The sequence below is a fragment of the Bradyrhizobium sp. LTSP857 genome, from assembly GCF_000938285.1.
GTDB lineage: Bacteria > Pseudomonadota > Alphaproteobacteria > Rhizobiales > Xanthobacteraceae > Bradyrhizobium.
This window is the reverse complement of sequence record NZ_JYMS01000039.1, coordinates 245,827-262,190: the sequence shown is the minus strand read 5'-3', so window position 1 is coordinate 262,190 and position 16,364 is coordinate 245,827. Positions and strand designations below refer to the sequence as shown.

Sequence of the window (16,364 nt, the reverse complement as noted above, 5' to 3'; positions counted from 1 at the left end):
CGACGGTTTGACTAATGATCCGCGCTCCCGGATCATACCCGCCCCGCTGGAATCATCTCATGCAAAAATCTTTTGGCAAATTTAAAGCAGGCGTCTCGGCCGCGGCCATCCTCGTGGCGCTGTTTGGCGTCTACGGCTTCCGCAAATTGCAGGCGCTGGCGGCTGATCCGACCGGGCCGAAGGATTGCCGGGCTACCGACGACATCGGCGAGCGGGGCAAGATCGATCTGGACAAGGTGCGGGCGATCGCGCCGCTATCGGGCGTAAAATGGTCGCAGCTCGGCGGCAGCATCAATGACGCGAGCTGCCTCAACCGCACCGAGATCTACGGTATGGTCGAGGTGCACAGCATCGACGATATCACGAGGACGCTGGCCTTTGCCCGCGACAACAAGCTGCCGGTGACGACGGCGGGCGTGCGCCATTCCATGGGCGGGCAGGCCTTCCGCAAGGGTGGCATCGTGCTGGACATGCGCGGCTTCAACCGCATCACGCTCAACGAGGCTGCGCGCAGCATCACCGTGCAGCCCGGCGCGACCTGGCACGACATCCAGATCGCGCTGCATCCGCGCTTCGCAGTCCGCGCCATGCAGTCGACCGACATTTTCAGCGTTGGCGGCTCGATCTCGGTCAATGCCCACGGCATGGATCATCAGGCCGGCGCGCTGGCCCGCTCGATCAAGGCGATGAAGGTGATGCTGGCTGACGGCTCGATCAAGAGCGTCTCGGCGGCCGAGAATGCGGAGCTGTTCAATCTCGTGGTCGGCGGCTACGGTCTGCTCGGCGTCATCATCGAGGCCGAGCTCGACGTCGCCGACAACACGGTCTACCAGACCGGGCGGCGTGTGCTGGATTACAAGGCGTTTCCCGCGCTGTTTTCGGGCGAGATCGAGAAGGACAGCAATATCGGCCTGATGTACGGCCATCTCTCGACCGCCCCGAGCAGCTTCTTGCAGGAAATGCTGCTCTATACCTACACCAAGGCCGACGGCACTGATTTCCAGCGCCAGCCGCTCGGCGAGGTCAGTGGCACGAAGCTGCGCCGACTCACCATCAATCTGTCCAAGCAGGGGCCGTTCTTCCAGGAGCTGAAATGGCTCTCGGAGAAGCACATCGAGCACCGCATGGAGAGTTGCACGGTGACGCGGGCGCAGGCGATCGCCTCGGGCGAAGCCTGCCTCGTCAGCCGCAACGATCCCATGCACGATTCCGTGCCTTACCTGCGCAACGCGTTGCAGGACGAGACCGACATCCTCCACGAATATTTCATTCCGCGCAGAAATTTCACAGCCTTCGTCGACGGCATGCGCAAGATCATGCTCGCCAACAAGACCAATCTGCTCAATGCCTCGGTCCGCATCGTGCACAAGGAAGACAACTTCTTGACTTATGCGCCGGAGCCGGCGTTCTCGCTGGTGCTCTACATCAACCAGCCGACGGACGATGAGGGTAATCGCCGCATGAAGAAGACGACGGAAGAGTTGATCGATCTCACCATCGCCAATCAGGGACGCTTCTTCCTGCCGTACCAGCTCTATTACTCGCGCGATCAGCTCAAGAAATCCTATCCGCAGATCGACGATTTCTTCGCGGCCAAGCGCAAATACGACCCGGCCGGGCTGTTCACCAACACGATGTACCAGAAATACGCGTCGTAAGCGGCACGCTCAGCTGCGCTTCGGCGCCAGCCCGTTGCAGCCGCCGGCCTGCTCGGCGTCGAGAACGAGCAGGGCACCGGCTGTATAGAGCCGGCCGACAAAGTCGGCGGCATCGGAACGTGCGATCGTGACATAGCCGCTGGACGACAGCACACGTCCGTTCGCCTTGGCGACAGCTGCGATCGCTTGTGCCTGCGGACCGATCACGGCCAGCGAGCGGCCGGGTGACGTCCCGAAGGTGAGGGCGACGACGAGCGCAAGCCAGCCGGCGACGACCAGCGTGACCGCAAGCACGATCCTGCCGAGTGGCCGCAGTCTTGTTCCGCTAGAAGTCGTAGAAGTGCTCAAGGCTCACATCCTTGGCCGTCAGCGCGCGCTTGATTTCGACGAGCCGGTCGATCCTAACCCTCAGACCGGCGCGGCGGAAGCCCGGTTTGGCGTCGAGATCGAGTGAAAACAGTTCCGTGGTGTCGGCAATGTCGAGCTTCGTGTCCTTCGGTGCGATCACCGTGATGAGGATGTCGTGATTGCCGGCGACCTCCGCCAGGCGGTGACCGCCGTCCAGCAGCTTGCTCAGGATCTCGGTGAGCGCCTTGTAGCGCGGCGCCTGTACCAGCTGCCAGTCCGGCGACAGCGTGCGGATCAGCGTGAGGCGAGGCTCGCCGGCGAGCACCTCGGGCGGCAGCGTCGCCACCACGAACATGATGTCGCGCGGCTCGTCGTCATTGGCGGCGTCGAGCGCGGATTGGATCGCGTGGGCGTAGCCGATCTTGAGGAAATATTCGGTGCCGAGCGCGAAGTCGCGCTCCCATGTGCGCAACTGGCTCGGCGTCGGGGCCGAGATCGCCTCGAGCCCGTCGAGCTTGTCGCGGAATGGATATTTGAACCAGGGCACGGTGTAGAGGAACGCGGCGTAGTCCTGGAGCACTGCGCGGGCATATTCGTCCTGCGGCGTCAGCCGGTCGCCCCTGATCCATTCGAAGACGCGGCCGACCGTGTTCTCGTAAAATCCCTTGATCGCATACTCGGTCGAGTAGCTGATCCCGATGACATAGATCATCATCTTGACGTCGAAGCGGGACTCGGTCGCCGCCGGCATGGCGCGGTTGATGGTGCAGAAGCTGCGCCAGAAGCCGAGGATGTGGTGGAGATAGCCGAACTGGCTCTCGCTGGAATGGTCGAGGAAGCGGCCAAAATCCTCGAAGGAATAGACAATGTACCACTCCGGAAAGGTGAAATAGGTGTTGTCCAGCGGCCTGCGATAGCCCTTCTCGGTGATCGGCGGCAGCGTCACGGCGGCCGTTGCCGCTGATGCCGTTTGCGAAACAGGCTGGCAGGTCCCTTCGATGTAGGCGAGCGGCACCAGGATCGCGATCGCGATCAGTGCGAGCAACGCCAGGACAATGCGGCGCAGGCGCTTAAGCATGGGCCGGTCGCGTACGCGGCGCGAGCAGATAGCCGATCAGGATGGCGATTCCGCCCAAGCCCAGATGCGGTGCATTGGCGAAGATGCGCGTCGACAGCGGCAGGTTCAGCACGCCATTGATGAGGATGCCGAAGTCGAGATAGCCGCTTCCGGTGAGGAGGCCCAGTACGCCGTCGGCGAAATAGAACACACCGAACAACTGAAAGAACAGTTCGGACGCGCGCCTCGAGGTTAGTGCTGCGGTCAGCGCCCACAGCGCGGAGACCAGATGCAGGCCGTCGGCGTACCAGGTGCGGCGGAACAGGCCGAAGATCATGTCGTTCTGGTCGATGAAGGCGGGGATGTAGCCGGTCGCGATCACGAATCCGAGCAGCGCGGCATAGCCAAGGGCGCAAAATCTGATGATGTCCATGGATCCTCCGGTCGCGTCTCGAATCTTGCCAAGTCTAGAGTGTCGCAAGCGCCTTGAGCAGGGCATCGTTGAAGGTTTTGGGATCTTCGATCTGCGGAATGTGACCGAGCCCGGGCAGTAGTCTTAGGTGCGCCTGTGGCAGCAACACGTTCAAATCGCGCGCCTGCTCAAGCGGCGTCACCGTATCCAGCTCGCCCCAGAGGATGGTGACGGGTTGCTTGAGGCGCGCATAGGCGCCGCGGTCCGCGCTTTGGGCGGTGCGATCGGAGCCCGCGAAGTAATACAGCCAGTCGGCGATGTCGGACGTGCTGTTCTGCCGGGAGAGTGGGCGCTGGAGAATCTCGACATATTCGGGCAGCGCGCGATCCTTGTTCGCGATCAGCGATTTCAGCAGCATCTTCGTCGCCAGCGGATTGGTGACGGTGAGAGACACCAGCACCTCGCGCAGCCATTTTGGATGCAACAGCGCCGGCGCATCCGACGGCGTGGCCGTCAGCCCGAGCGCCGCATCGACCAGCACGAGCGCGCGGGCACGATCCGGGAAGCGCAGCACCAACTCGGTCGCAGCCCCCGCGCCGAAGGAATGGCCGACGATGATGGCAGACCGCGCGTTGAGCCGCACCAGCACGTCATTCACGCGCTCGGCCTGGTCCTGTCGCGTGTAGCTGCCCGGCCGGTCCGAGAAGCCGAACGGCGGAAGGTCCAGCGCAATGACGTGATAGCCGGCGCCAGCGAGCGCCTCGCTCGTCGCCCGCCACAACTGGCTCCAGGCTGCCGTGCCGTGGAACAGCACGACGGGCGTTCCCGTTGTCGGTCCCTTCTCCTGCACGAACACGTCGCCGGAACGCGTGGATACCCAATGCCCCGTCGATGGCGCAAGATCGCCGCGGTCGGCAGTCTCGCGAACGGCGGCAGCAATTCGAAATGCAGCGATCGCAGCGACCACCAGCAATAAAACAATCAGACATAGTTTCGCGGTGTCGCGGAGAAGTTTGAAAATCAAAATGGCCCTCGGCGAAACCGACGCGAATATCCTACAGCCACTCTAGCGAAGGTAGAGCAGTGGGCCAGCAGCAAAGTGGCTGCGCGCTGCTTGTGCGGTTAATGAATCACTGCCCCGAGGGCGTGCGCAGACCGTGCCAGGCGTCGCGGACCTGCTGGTAATGTACCTCGGGCAGATAGTCCGGCGTATTCAGGCTCAACGTCTTGACGTCGAGGTGACCGACGGCGCTGAGCAGCGTGTAGGAGGCGATGACGCGGTCGCGCAGCGCCCCGATCAGGCGCGCCTTGGCTTGGATCAAATCGGCCTGCGAGTTCAGCACGTCTACGGTCGTGCGCTGTCCGCCGGCGGCCTCGCGCTGCACGCCCTGGAGCGCGACGGTCGCCGCCTTCACCTCGGACTCCGAAGCCGAGACTGCGATTTTGGCGCCTTCATTGGCCACCCAGGCGCTGGTCGCCGCGGTGCGCGCCTGGTTGCGGACCTGGTCGAGCACCAGCCGGCTCTGCGCCGTGACTTCCTTCGCCTGCCGGGTCTGTGACGCGGCCTGGCCACCGTCATAGATCGGCGCAGTGACGTTGGCGACGATCGAGGCCTGGTCGGTGGCGAAGGTGCCAAGGGTCTGGTCGCTGTCGCGGCTGCGGCTGGCGCTGCCCTGGATGCTGGCGCTCGGCAGCAGCGCGCCTTCGGCGACGCGGATGTTGGTAGAGGCGACATCGACGTCGAAGCCTGCGGCCATCACGGCCGGGTGCTCGCGGATCGCCATCGTCATCGAGTCTTCGCGGCTCTTCGGCAGATAGCGATCGACCACTTCGGCGGGCCGAAGTGCCGAGGGCGCATTGCCGATCACCTGGGCGTAGGTGGCCTGGCTCACCGCAAACGCGACTTCGGCGGCGTTGAGATCGGCGAGGCCACGGCTGAGGCGCGCCTCGGCCTGCGCGGTGTCGGTCGGCGTGACGTCGCCGGCGTTGAGGCGGCGCTGGGTGACGGAGAGCGTCTCGCGCAGGAAGGCGACGTTGGAGCGCTGGGCGTCGACCAGCGACTGGTTGGCGAGCACGTTGGTGTAGGCAGTCACCGCATCGAGCAGCACGCCCTGGCCGACATTGCGCAGCGCTTCGCGCCCCGACTGCACCTGGAGTTCCGCCACCCGTACGCTGTTGGCGGTCCGGAAGCCGTTGAACAGCGTTTGCGTCACCGTGACGCCGATTGTCCACGGCTTCAGACTCGCGGTCTGGATGGTGTTGTCGGGCAGCAGGTTACGAACCGCTTGCAGGCCGGCGCTGAGGCTCGCCACGATCTGTGGCCGGTAGCCGGCGAGGGCCTGCGGCACGGTCTCGTCGGTCGCGCGCTGTCGCGCTCGCTCGGCATTGAGCGCCGGATTGGTCTGGTAGGCCTTGGCCAGCGCCTCGGGCAGGGCTTCCGCCCATGAAGCTGTGGGCAGGGCGCAGCAGACCGCCAACGCGGTCCATGTTGCCAACACAGGACCCACGCCCGATCGATGCCGCGTCATCACGCGACCAGCTCTGGCGGCACGCCCAATCATATAATCCCGCAAAACCCCGGCTGTCCGCCCCCGCCGACGGCGACCTCTTACCTGTTTAACCAGCGCCGGTCCCGCAGGCAAACTGCCGCGGAGGAAACCCCCATGAATTCCATGCTTGTTGCAGGTGCGTCACACACCGATCCTGCCCCAAATGCGCTATAGGGGACCCGCGGCGCCTTCCAATCCCGTCAGGCGCCTTTGTCATGCGGTCCGGACCCCCACGGATGATGCCGAAATTCTTCTCCGATCCCGATGCGCTCGCGGAGGAGATCATTCGCGACGTCGGAACCGATTTGGTGGTTGGTCTGCCGCTCGGCCTCGGCAAGGCCAATCACGTGATCAACGCCCTCTATGCGCGGGCCTGCGCCGATCCTGACATCAAGCTGACATTGCTCTCGGCGCTGACACTGGAAAAGCCGAGACCGAAGAGGCTGATCGAGCATCGCTTCATCACGCCCGTGATCGACCGGCTATTCGGCGGCTATCCCGATCTGGCCTACGCCGATGCGTTGCACGAAAATCGGCTGCCGGCCAACATCAACGTCGTCGAATTTTTCTTTCTTGCCGGACGCTGGCTGCGCGTCGCAGCCGCGCAGCAGAACTACATCTCGGCCAACTATACTCACGCGGCGGGTTATCTGCTGGCGCGCGGGCTCAACGTGGTGACCCAATTGGTGTCCAAGCGCGTCGTTGACGGCGTGCCGCGCTACAGCCTGTCCTGCAACACCGACACGACGCTGGATGTGCTGCGCGAGCGCCGCGCCGGCCGTGCATCGTTCAAGCTGATCGCGCAGGTGAATTCCGAACTGCCGTTCATGCCGGGTGCGGGCGATCTTCCGGCCGATGAGTTCAGCGCCGTGCTGGAGAGCCCTGCGACCGACTTTCCCCTGTTCGCACCGCCGTCGGAGCCGATCTCCGATGCCAAATACGCGATCGGCCTGAACGCGGCATCGCTGGTGCGCGATGGCGGCACGCTTCAGATCGGCATCGGGCAGATCGGCGATGCGCTGGCGCAGGGCCTGATCCTGCGCCACCGCAACAGCGGAGCTTTTCACGACGTCGTAACCCGGCTGTCGCCGGCGCGGCCGGCGGTCGCGCAGGAAGCCGGCGCCTTCGAGACAGGCCTCTATGGCGTCAGCGAGATGCTGACCGAAGCCTTCATCGGCCTGATCGACGCCGACATTCTCAAGCGCGCCGTCGACGGCGTGGTGTTGCACGGCGCTTTCTTCCTCGGTCCAAAATCCTTCTACCGCGCGCTGCGCGAGATGCCGCCGGACCAGATCGCACGCATCCAGATGATGCCGGTGTCGTTCACCAACGAGATCTACGGCGAGGAGGAGCAGAAGCGCCGTGCCCGCATCGATGCGCGCTTCATCAACAACACGATGATGGCGACGCTGTTGGGCGCGGCCGTTTCCGATGGCCTCGACGACGGGCAGGTGGTGAGCGGTGTCGGCGGGCAGTACAATTTTGTGGCGCAGGCTTTTGCGCTCACGGGCGCGCGCTCGGTGCTGACGCTCGAGGCAACGCGGCAAGCCGGCCGTGCGCTGAAATCCAACATCCTCTGGCGCTACGGGCACGAGACCATCCCGCGGCATCTGCGCGATGTCTTCATCACCGAGTATGGTGTTGCCGACCTCAGGGGAAAGTCGGATGCCGACGTGATCGCGAGCATGCTGATGATCGCGGATTCGCGCTTCCAGGACGAATTGGCGCGGGTCGCGAAAGACGCCGGAAAATTGCCGCGCGGCTACGACATTCCGGCGGCCCATCGCGAAAACCATCCGGAGCGGATCGCAACTGCGCTCAAGCCCGCGCGAGACGCCGGCTTGCTGCCATCGTTCCCGTTCGGCTGCGATTTCACCGACATTGAGCAACGCCTCATCCCGGCGTTGGAGATCCTGCAAGCCGCACAACGTTCGCCGCGAGCGCTCGCAGGCTTGTTGTGGCAGGGGGAGATACGAACTCCCGACAGCGCTGACGAGGCATGTCTCGCACGCCTCGGTCTCGATCGCCCAAAAACGTGGGCTGAACGTGGCTATCGCGCGCTGGTCAGCGCGGCCCTTGCGCAGAGCCGCAGCTAAGTGTCGTCCCGGCCTTCGCCGGGACGACGGATGAGGCGAACCCTACCGGTTCTTGTTCACCGGCTTGCGCTTCTCGATGAACGCCGCCATGCCCTCGGAACGGTCTTCGAGCGCGAAGGTCGAATGGAACAGGTTGCGCTCGACGCTCATGCCTTCGGCGAGCGTGGTCTCGAAGGCGCGGTTGACCGCTTCCTTCGCCATCGCAACCGCGGGCCGCGACATCGCCGCGATCTTGTCGGCCGCCGCCATCACCTCGTCCATCAACTTGTCGGCGGGCACGATGCGGCTGACGAGGCCCGAGCGCTCGGCTTCGGCTGCGTCCATCATGCGGCCGGTGAGGCAGAGATCCATCGCCTTGGACTTGCCGATCGCGCGCGTCAGGCGCTGGGTGCCGCCGATGCCGGGAATGGTGCCGAGCGTGATCTCGGGCTGGCCGAACTTGGCTGTGTCGGCGGCGATGATGAAATCGCACATCATGGCGAGCTCGCAGCCGCCGCCCAGCGCATAGCCCGCGACCGCGGCAATGGTCGGCTTGCGGCAGCGCGCGACGCGGTCGCCGCCGATCGCGGCAAAATCCTCGGAGAACATGTCGATGAAGCCCTTCGGCTGCATCTCCTTGATGTCGGCGCCGGCGGCAAAGGCCTTCTCGCTGCCGGTCACGACGATGCAGCCGATGGCGTCATCGGCCTCGAGGTCGTCGACGGCCGCCGCGATCTCGCGGAAGACGCCGAAGGAAAGCGCATTGAGCAGCTTCGGCCGGTTCAGCTTGATGATGCCGACCGCGCCTTTGCTTTCGACGATGATGTGTTCGAACGTGCTCATGCTCCACCCACGCTTTTGATTGAGCGGGCAATCTGCCCGCTGGCGGGGTGGGCTTCAAGGGCCAAAGGCCGCCGGAACGCGCGGCGAGATGCGCGTCCCGGGCAGGGGCCTCAGGCCATGAACATGCGTGCGGCAGAGGCCAGCGTCAGCAGCGTGCCGACGCCGATGAAGATCTTGCCGATCAGGGAGCTCTGGTCCCAGGCCGAGTTCGGCTGGCTGCTTGCCATCACCGGCGCCGGACGCGGCTGCGCGTCGGTTGCGGCCACCACCGCCTTCTGCGCGGGCGGGTTGTCCTGTTGCAGGGCGCGATCGATGTCGTTGAGCTGGTCGGGAGGGACGACCTGGGTCTCGGCACCCGGGGCGGCAGCGGTATTATCGGCTGCTGCCTGCACATTGTCGTTGGCGCGGCCGGTCAATGCGCTGGCCGCGGCGGCGGTCGGCGTGTCGGCCGCGGCGAGCTGCGCATTGGCGTTGGCGACGTCCGGCGGCATCTGGCTCGAGGCCGGCACGTCATTGCCGGCCTCTTTGCCAGCCTTGGCCTCGTCGGTCTGCGGCGCGGCGTCCTTCTTGTCGGCCTTGTCGTCGGATTTCTGCGCGGTCTTGCTGCTGGTGCGGCGGTGAGCGTAATGGCGCCGCTGCTGGCTCGGCTTGACCGCATCGGCTTGCTTGCTCGCGCTGTCCGGTTTCGAGCTTGCGCTCGCGCTCGGCGCGGCCTGTGCGGCGCCTCCGAACAGCAGGAATAGTCCGGTCAGAACAATCGATGCCGCGCGCCCGCTGGCTTTCATCATGTTGACGATCTCCCCAATTCACCCGTCCCGGAGCGAACAGAGACCCCGGCCCATGACGACAACGGGGCAAAAAATGGGAATCTTCGGGCTAGACCGGGCAAAAACGCGGCAAAACCCGTCGGGCGGCCCGGGCAGCCGGGTGCAGGGCCGGTCGATCGGTGTTATGAGCGCTCGCGGGTTTTTGCGGCTGCATCGAATGCCGGGTCTGACGTCGATCACGATTTCGTGATGAAGCGAGTGCCGGTGTAACAAACTGACAGAGCGGCCGAATTGCATGGTGAGGGGCGCGCGTGCGCGGACGTGAGGACGAGTGGACCGACCTGATGCGGTCGGCCATGGCAGGCGATGATGCGGCGTATCATCGCCTGTTGAAGGCGGTCACACCGGTGCTGCGCGCTGCCGCGAGGCGTGGTCTGGCGCGGGCCGGGCAACCTCCCGATCAAGCCGAGGATATCGTGCAGGAGATTTTGTTGGCGGTGCATCTGAAGCGGCACACCTGGGACAGCGAAGCGCCCTTCGCCCCCTGGCTGTTCGCGATTGGCCGCAACAAGCTGATCGATGCGCTGAGGCGGCGCGGCAGACGCGTCTTCGTCAACATCGACGATTTCGTCGAGACCCTGCCGGGCGAGGCGCCGCAGGAGACGGCCTCTACGGGCGAGGTCACCGCGCAGCTCAACACCTTGCCGCAGCGCCAGCGCGACGTGTTGCAGTCGATCGCGGTCGACAGCGTCTCGATCAAGGATACGGCGACGAAGTTTTCGATGAGCGAAGGTGCGGTGCGGGTCGCGCTGCATCGGGGCCTTGCGGCCCTCACTGCCAAACTACGGGACCACTAGTCATGGATACCGATCAACTCATTCGCACGCTTGCGGCCGACAACCCCCACCGCGCCCCGCGCGTCGGTGCGATGTTGACCATGGCGCTGTTGGTGGCAGCCCCCTTGTCGATCCTGATCTTCGCGACGTTCCTCGGCGTTCGGCCCGATGTGATGACGGCGATGCATAATCCGTTTTTCGACATGAAGTTCGCGGTCACGCTGTCGCTCGCGATCCCCGCGATCATCGTCAGCCTGCATCTGTCACGGCCCGAGGCCTTGATGCGCGGTTGGGGTTGGCTCCTGCTACTACCCGTCGGGCTGCTTGCGGTTGCGATCGGCAGCGAAGCGATGATGGCCCCGGCCATGCCGATGACGATGCGGCTCGTCGGCAAGAACTCGCGGTGGTGCATGCTGGCGATCCCCGCGATGTCGCTGCCGCTGCTTGCGGGCGCACTGTTCGGACTGCGCCACGGTGCGCCGTCGCGACCGGCGCTTGCCGGCGCGCTTGCCGGCCTGCTGTCGGCCGGGCTCGCCGCGACCCTCTATGCCTCGCACTGCACGGATGACTCGCCGCTGTTCGTCGCGACCTGGTACACGATCGCGACTGCGGTCGTGACCGCGATCGGCGCCGCCGTTGGCTCAAAAGTGCTGCGCTACTAGGGCAGATTTTGCCATCAGCGTAACCTCCGCATCCGCGCTCAGTGCGCCGGCCACGGTCGCATTCATGAATGGCGCATATAAGTTCATGCCATTGTGAAGGACTAATCCCGTTCGCGGCTAGAAACTAACTTCGGTTGGACGACTTCTATCCAGAGCGTCGTTGGACGCTGCTGTAGCGAGGGATATGCCCAACCATGCGAAAACCCAGCGCATTCGAAATGTCGCGGCGGAACCTTCTGATCGGAACCGCCACGTCGGTCGCGATCGGCGCTGCGTCACGCTCCGCCCAGGCTCAGAATTTCGCCACCGGATCCGCCGCCGATGCGGAGGAACCGCCCGCGATGGCGACGGTGTCCTTCAACGTCAATGGCGAGATCCGCGCCCTGAAGCTGGACACCCGGACCACGCTCCTCGACGCGCTGCGCGAACATCTCCATCTCACCGGCACCAAGAAGGGCTGCGACCACGGCCAATGCGGTGCCTGCACCGTGATCGTCGGCGGGCAGCGCATCAATTCATGCCTGACACTGGCGGTCATGCACGAGGGTGACAGCGTCACCACGATCGAAGGGCTTGGGACGCCGGAGCATATGCATCCGATGCAGACCGCCTTCGTCAAGCACGATGGCTTTCAGTGCGGCTATTGCACGCCAGGACAGATCTGTTCGGCCGTGGCCGTGCTCGACGAGATCAAAGCCGGCATTCCCAGTCACGTTACGGGTGACCTCAACGCAGTGCCGCAATTGACGAACGACGAACTGCGCGAGCGCATGAGCGGAAACATCTGCCGTTGCGGCGCCTATTCCAACATCGCTGAGGCAATCACCGAGGTTGCTGGGAGGCCCGCATGAAGTCATTTACCTATGAGAAAGCGAATTCGCCTGCGGCGGCGGCTTCTGCGGCCGTCAGGACCACCAATGCGAAATTCATCGCCGGTGGCACCAATCTGCTCGACCTCATGAAGCTTGAAATCGAGACGCCGGCTCATCTGATCGACGTCAACGGCTTGGGCTTCGACAAGATCGAACCGACGCCCGAGGGCGGCCTGCGCATCGGCGCGCTGGTCCGCAACACGACCTTGGCTGCCGACGAGCGGGTTCGTCGTGATTATGGCCTGCTGTCACGCGCGCTGCTTGCGGGTGCGTCGGGCCAGTTGCGCAACAAGGCGACCACGGCGGGAAATTTGCTGCAACGGACGCGTTGCCCGTATTTCTATGACACCAATCAGCCGTGCAACAAACGCAATCCCGGTAGCGGCTGTGCTGCTATCGGCGGCGTGACCCGCCAGCATGCGGTCATCGGCTCGAGCGACGCCTGCATCGCGACGCATCCGAGCGACATGGCGATCGCGATGCGCGCGCTCGATGCGAGCGTCCAGACGGTTCGTTCGGACGGTACGACCCGAAATATCCCGATCGCCGATCTTCATCGTCTGCCGGCAGACACGCCGCACATCGAGACGACGCTTGCGGCCGGCGAGTTGATCACATCCGTGACGCTTCCGAAGCCCGTTGGCGGAACGCATATTTATCGCAAAGTGCGTGACCGCGCCTCCTACGCGTTCGCATTAGTCTCGGTCGGGGCAATCGTTCAGCGCGATGGAACGGGGCGCGTTGCCGTCGGCGGCATCGCTCACAAGCCCTGGCGGGTCGAGGCGGCCGAAGCCGAGATGCAACGCGGCGCCAAGGCCGTCGCCTCACGTCTGCTCGACGGTGCCAAGCCGACCCGAGACAATGCATTCAAGTTGGCATTGGTCGAGCGTACGCTCGCCGCCGTGCTCACCGACGCGAAGGGTTGAGCCATGAAGTTCGATACGCCCGCAACCACCAATCCGATCGATCAGCTCAAGATCATCGGGCATGCGACCAGCCGGATCGACGGCCCTCTCAAGACGACGGGAAGGGCAACCTACGCCTATGAGTGGCACGATGCCGTCTCGAGACCTGCCTACGGCCATATTGTCGGTGCTGCCATAGCCAAGGGCCGGATTGCATCGATGGATTTGTCTCGCGCCAAGGTCGCGCCTGGCGTGATCGCGATCGTCACCGCGGAAAATGCCGGCAAGCTCGGCAAGGGCAATTACAACACGGCGAAGCTGCTCGGCGGCCCCGAGATCGACCACTACCACCAGGCCGTCGCGGTCGTTGTTGCGGAAACTTTCGAACAGGCCCGCGCCGCCGCCCAGCTTGTCCAGGTCAGCTACAGCGCGGCCACGGGGGCGTTCGACCTGTCCGTTGGACGGGATGGCGCCGCAAAACCTCGCGGCCGCGGTGACGACCAGCCGGACACGAGTGTCGGTGATTTTCCGGGCGCCTTCGCGGCTGCACCGGTGCAACTCGATGCGACCTACACCACCCCGGATCAGGCCCATGCCATGATGGAGCCGCATGCGTCGATGGCGGCGTGGGATGGCGACAAGCTGACGCTGTGGACCTCCAATCAGATGATCGCCTGGACGACCGGCGATGTCGCCAAGACTCTCGGTCTGCCGAAGGACAATGTTCGTCTCATTTCACCGTTCATCGGAGGAGGGTTCGGAGGAAAGCTGTTCCTCCGTTCAGACGCGATCCTCGCAGCTTTAGGCGCCCGCGCCGCCAATCGCCCCGTCAAGGTCGCCATGCAACGCCCGCTGATGTTCAACAACACCACGCATCGTCCGGCGACGATCCAGCGCATTCGCATCGGTGCTCACAGGGACGGCAAGATCACCGCGATCGGACACGAGAGCTGGTCGGGTAACTTGCCGGAAGGCAGGCCGGAGACGGCGGTTCAGCAGACCCGTCTGCTCTATGCCGGCGAGAACCGGATGACGGCGCTGCGCCTCGCCATGCTGGATCTCCCCGAGGGTAACGCCATGCGTGCGCCGGGCGAGGCGCCCGGCATGATGGCGTTGGAGATCGCCATGGACGAGATGGCGGAGCGGCTGAATCTCGATCCCGTCGAATTCCGCGCACGCAACGACACCCAGGTCGATCCCGAACATCCGAGCCGTCCCTTCTCGCAGCGGCAGCTCGTCGCGTGCATGAAGACCGGTGCGGAACGCTTCGGGTGGAGCGCGCGAAATGCCGAGCCCGGCAAGCGGCGGGAAGGCCGCTGGCTGGTCGGCATGGGCACGGCTGCCGCGTTCCGCAACAACCTTCTGATGAAATCGGGTGCGCGCGTTCGTCTCGACCGAAGCGGGACCGTGACCGTCGAGACCGATATGACGGACATCGGAACCGGCAGCTACACCATCATCGCCCAGACCGCGGCAGAGATGATGGGGCTGCCACTTGAAAAGGTCGTGGTGCGCCTAGGCGATTCCAGCTTTCCTGTATCCGCCGGCTCCGGCGGGCAATTCGGTGCGAACAATTCGACCTCGGGTGTCTACGCTGCCTGCGTCAAGCTGCGTGAGGCGGTGGCACAGAAGCTCGGCTTCAATTCCGCGGACGTCGCGTTTTCGGACGGGCAAGTGTCCTCGGGTAACCGAAGCGTCCCGCTGGGACAGGCGGCGTCGGACAGCGAACTCACGGCGGAGGATTCGATCGAGTATGGCGATCTCGCCAAGACGCATCAGCAATCCACGTTTGGCGCTCATTTCGTCGAGCTCGGTGTCGACGTGGCGACGGCAGAGATTCGTGTCCGCCGCATGCTCGCCGTCTGTGCCGCAGGCCGCGTCCTTAATCCGAAGACGGCGCGCAGCCAGGTGATCGGCGCAATGACGATGGGCGTCGGCGCGGCGCTGATGGAAGAGCTGGCGGTGGACAAGCGCACCGGTTTCTTCGTCAACCATGATCTCGCCGGCTACGAGGTCCCGGTTCATGCCGACATCCCGCACCAGGACACGATCTTCCTGGACGAAACGGATCCGATGTCTTCGCCGATGAAGGCGAAGGGGATCGGTGAGCTCGGGCTATGCGGCGTCGCTGCGGCGCTCGCCAACGCCATCTACAACGCAACCGGGATACGCGTGCGCGACTACCCGATCACGCTCGACAAGCTGCTGCATCGCATGCCCGACGCATGACGGTGACGGCCGTCAGGCCGCCGGCGTCGCGCCCTGCTGCATGCGGTGAAAGCGCAGCACCTGCTGCGCTGTGGAGCTGCGCAGGGCTTCGTAGGTATCGCGCTGCTTCAGCATCTCCGTCTGCGAGCCGCCGGAGAGTTTTTCGCGCATGGCAATGATCGCGCGCACGCTCGGCCATGACATGCCGGCGACCTTGGCGAGGATCATCACGCCCTCGGTGCGGCTCTCGATCATCAAGTTCTCGGCGGTCTCGACCGAGACGCCGGCGAGCGCGGCGAGCCCCGCATTGGTCTCGTCGAACTTGCCCTGCTCGGCGAAAGCCGTGACCTGTAGTTCGTTGAGACGGCCGTCGGCGTGCAGCGATTTCACCAGAGCACGCGCCATCTCGGTCTGCCTGGTCATGGCGGCGGCACGGATCCGCTGGGCCGCTTCCTGGACCACGCTCGACACTTCGTCGGCGAGATCCGGATGGGCCGCCTCGAGCTTCCTGCGCACGCTTAGGGAAGCCTTCGCAACCAGCCTCAGATAGTGATGCCGCGGCAGGTCCGGCCGCAGGCCGATGCAGGTGGCGAGGTCGTCGTCGCGCGCGGCGCGGGTGACGAGATCGGTCAGACTTCCTTCGGAGAGCTGCGCGCCCGGGTTCGCAGCGGTCGATTGCACCACCTCGTCGTTGCCGCGCATCACCAGCACGTCGGTCAGCTCCTCCGAAAGCACCCGCCGCAGCGAGATCGCCTTGAGATGCGCCTGGCTCTTGTTGCGCGCGATCTCGATCAGGGTCGTCTCGTCCAGCCGCTCCGACTTCGACAGCACGGGGCCGGCGACCTCGATGACGTCGTCAAGCGCGAGCGTGCGGATGATCTGGGGCGGTGCGGCTCCGATCGGCGCGAGGCGGTCGGCGAGCAGTGCCCTGGCCGAGGTCTCGATCTGATCGACCAGGCATTGGAACACGTCGTCGAACACCCGGATATGCTCGTCGGAATAATCCACCGCGTTGTTGATGAAGAGATCGGTGACCCGGCGCAGCGTCTCGACCCGGCGCGCAACGGTGCCGTGCGAGAGCGCCGACTGCAATTCGTCGAGCAGGTTTTCGGATGTCTTGGCGGATTTGGATCTCATAGCCCTGTCCTGGAGCGTTCGGTCCGGTCGCGGTT

General features: G+C 64.6%; 15 protein-coding genes. 7 read left to right on the top strand and 8 right to left on the bottom strand.

Annotated features, from left to right (window positions below):
- Positions 1-59: 59 nt before the first annotated feature.
- Positions 60-1,658, top strand: a complete 1,599-nt coding sequence (locus UP06_RS25950) for an FAD-binding oxidoreductase (RefSeq protein ID WP_050032031.1) — start codon at positions 60-62, stop codon at positions 1,656-1,658.
- Positions 1,659-1,667: 9 nt separating this feature from the next.
- Here the strand turns inward: UP06_RS25950 and UP06_RS25945 are convergent, their stop codons facing one another.
- From UP06_RS25945 to UP06_RS25925, 5 genes are all read right to left on the bottom strand, one after another.
- Entirely contained in the window at positions 1,668-2,006 is a 339-nt protein-coding gene (locus tag UP06_RS25945; protein ID WP_156163224.1) for a hypothetical protein, read from the bottom strand.
- Entirely contained in the window at positions 1,984-3,084 is a 1,101-nt protein-coding gene (locus UP06_RS25940; RefSeq protein WP_050032028.1) for a hypothetical protein, read from the bottom strand. Before UP06_RS25940 ends, UP06_RS25945 begins: the two co-directional genes overlap by 23 nt.
- A complete protein-coding gene (locus tag UP06_RS25935; protein ID WP_045006497.1) occupies positions 3,077-3,496 on the bottom strand; it encodes a hypothetical protein in 420 nt (139 codons plus the stop codon). Before UP06_RS25935 ends, UP06_RS25940 begins: the two co-directional genes overlap by 8 nt.
- A 34-nt stretch (positions 3,497-3,530) precedes the next feature.
- Entirely contained in the window at positions 3,531-4,499 is a 969-nt protein-coding gene (locus UP06_RS25930) for an alpha/beta fold hydrolase (RefSeq protein WP_050032026.1), read from the bottom strand.
- 106 nt (positions 4,500-4,605) lie between these two features.
- Complete coding sequence (locus tag UP06_RS25925; RefSeq protein WP_156163223.1) at positions 4,606-6,036, bottom strand: TolC family outer membrane protein; 1,431 nt, start codon at positions 6,034-6,036, stop codon at positions 4,606-4,608.
- Between the two features lie 227 nt (positions 6,037-6,263).
- Between UP06_RS25925 and UP06_RS25920 the strand changes: the two genes are divergently transcribed.
- Positions 6,264-8,120 (top strand): acetyl-CoA hydrolase/transferase C-terminal domain-containing protein, encoded by a 1,857-nt coding sequence (locus tag UP06_RS25920; protein WP_045006574.1) that lies wholly within the window; start codon positions 6,264-6,266, stop codon positions 8,118-8,120.
- A 42-nt stretch (positions 8,121-8,162) separates the two neighbouring features.
- Here UP06_RS25920 and UP06_RS25915 read toward each other — a convergent pair whose 3' ends face one another.
- Positions 8,163-8,942 carry an enoyl-CoA hydratase gene (locus tag UP06_RS25915; protein WP_045006496.1) on the bottom strand — a complete coding sequence of 260 codons (780 nt, stop codon included), beginning with the start codon at positions 8,940-8,942 and terminating at the stop codon, positions 8,163-8,165.
- A 110-nt stretch (positions 8,943-9,052) separates the two neighbouring features.
- On the bottom strand, positions 9,053-9,730 hold the full coding sequence (locus tag UP06_RS25910) for a hypothetical protein (protein ID WP_045006495.1): 678 nt from the start codon (positions 9,728-9,730) through the stop codon (positions 9,053-9,055).
- Between the two features lie 290 nt (positions 9,731-10,020).
- On the opposite strand from UP06_RS25910, the gene UP06_RS25905 reads away from it, so the two are divergent.
- The 5 genes from UP06_RS25905 (at position 10,021) to paoC (ending at position 15,213) form a co-directional block, all read left to right on the top strand.
- Positions 10,021-10,566: a sigma-70 family RNA polymerase sigma factor gene (locus UP06_RS25905; RefSeq protein ID WP_045006494.1), complete on the top strand. Its 546-nt coding sequence runs from the start codon at positions 10,021-10,023 to the stop codon at positions 10,564-10,566.
- A gap of 2 nt (positions 10,567-10,568) precedes the next feature.
- Positions 10,569-11,207 (top strand): NrsF family protein, encoded by a 639-nt coding sequence (locus UP06_RS25900; RefSeq protein WP_045006493.1) that lies wholly within the window; start codon positions 10,569-10,571, stop codon positions 11,205-11,207.
- A gap of 194 nt (positions 11,208-11,401) precedes the next feature.
- Positions 11,402-12,058, top strand: coding sequence for an aldehyde dehydrogenase iron-sulfur subunit PaoA (gene paoA / locus UP06_RS25895; protein WP_045006492.1), 657 nt, complete (start codon positions 11,402-11,404; stop codon positions 12,056-12,058).
- On the top strand, positions 12,055-13,005 hold the full coding sequence (locus tag UP06_RS25890) for an FAD binding domain-containing protein (RefSeq protein ID WP_045006491.1): 951 nt from the start codon (positions 12,055-12,057) through the stop codon (positions 13,003-13,005). The genes paoA and UP06_RS25890 overlap by 4 nt, the downstream gene beginning before the upstream one ends.
- A gap of 3 nt (positions 13,006-13,008) precedes the next feature.
- Entirely contained in the window at positions 13,009-15,213 is a 2,205-nt protein-coding gene (paoC, locus tag UP06_RS25885) for an aldehyde oxidoreductase molybdenum-binding subunit PaoC (RefSeq protein ID WP_045006490.1), read from the top strand.
- Between the two features lie 12 nt (positions 15,214-15,225).
- Here paoC and UP06_RS25880 read toward each other — a convergent pair whose 3' ends face one another.
- Positions 15,226-16,329, bottom strand: coding sequence for a DUF2336 domain-containing protein (locus UP06_RS25880; RefSeq protein ID WP_045006489.1), 1,104 nt, complete (start codon positions 16,327-16,329; stop codon positions 15,226-15,228).
- Positions 16,330-16,364 lie beyond the last annotated feature (35 nt).

Bases quoted from the DNA above. Each gene is read 5' to 3' on its own strand.
- UP06_RS25915 (WP_045006496.1), bottom strand. From the start codon at position 8,942: ATGAGCACGTTCGAACACATCATCGTCGAAAGCAAAGGCGCGGTCGGC.
- UP06_RS25910 (WP_045006495.1), bottom strand. From the start codon at position 9,730: ATGATGAAAGCCAGCGGGCGCGCGGCATCGATTGTTCTGACCGGACTA.
- paoC (WP_045006490.1), top strand. From the start codon at position 13,009: ATGAAGTTCGATACGCCCGCAACCACCAATCCGATCGATCAGCTCAAG.
- UP06_RS25890 (WP_045006491.1), top strand. From the start codon at position 12,055: ATGAAGTCATTTACCTATGAGAAAGCGAATTCGCCTGCGGCGGCGGCT.
- UP06_RS25950 (WP_050032031.1), top strand. From the start codon at position 60: ATGCAAAAATCTTTTGGCAAATTTAAAGCAGGCGTCTCGGCCGCGGCC.
- UP06_RS25880 (WP_045006489.1), bottom strand. From the start codon at position 16,329: ATGAGATCCAAATCCGCCAAGACATCCGAAAACCTGCTCGACGAATTG.
- UP06_RS25920 (WP_045006574.1), top strand. From the start codon at position 6,264: ATGCCGAAATTCTTCTCCGATCCCGATGCGCTCGCGGAGGAGATCATT.
- paoA (WP_045006492.1), top strand. From the start codon at position 11,402: ATGCGAAAACCCAGCGCATTCGAAATGTCGCGGCGGAACCTTCTGATC.
- UP06_RS25935 (WP_045006497.1), bottom strand. From the start codon at position 3,496: ATGGACATCATCAGATTTTGCGCCCTTGGCTATGCCGCGCTGCTCGGA.
- UP06_RS25940 (WP_050032028.1), bottom strand. From the start codon at position 3,084: ATGCTTAAGCGCCTGCGCCGCATTGTCCTGGCGTTGCTCGCACTGATC.
- UP06_RS25925 (WP_156163223.1), bottom strand. From the start codon at position 6,036: ATGATTGGGCGTGCCGCCAGAGCTGGTCGCGTGATGACGCGGCATCGA.
- UP06_RS25900 (WP_045006493.1), top strand. From the start codon at position 10,569: ATGGATACCGATCAACTCATTCGCACGCTTGCGGCCGACAACCCCCAC.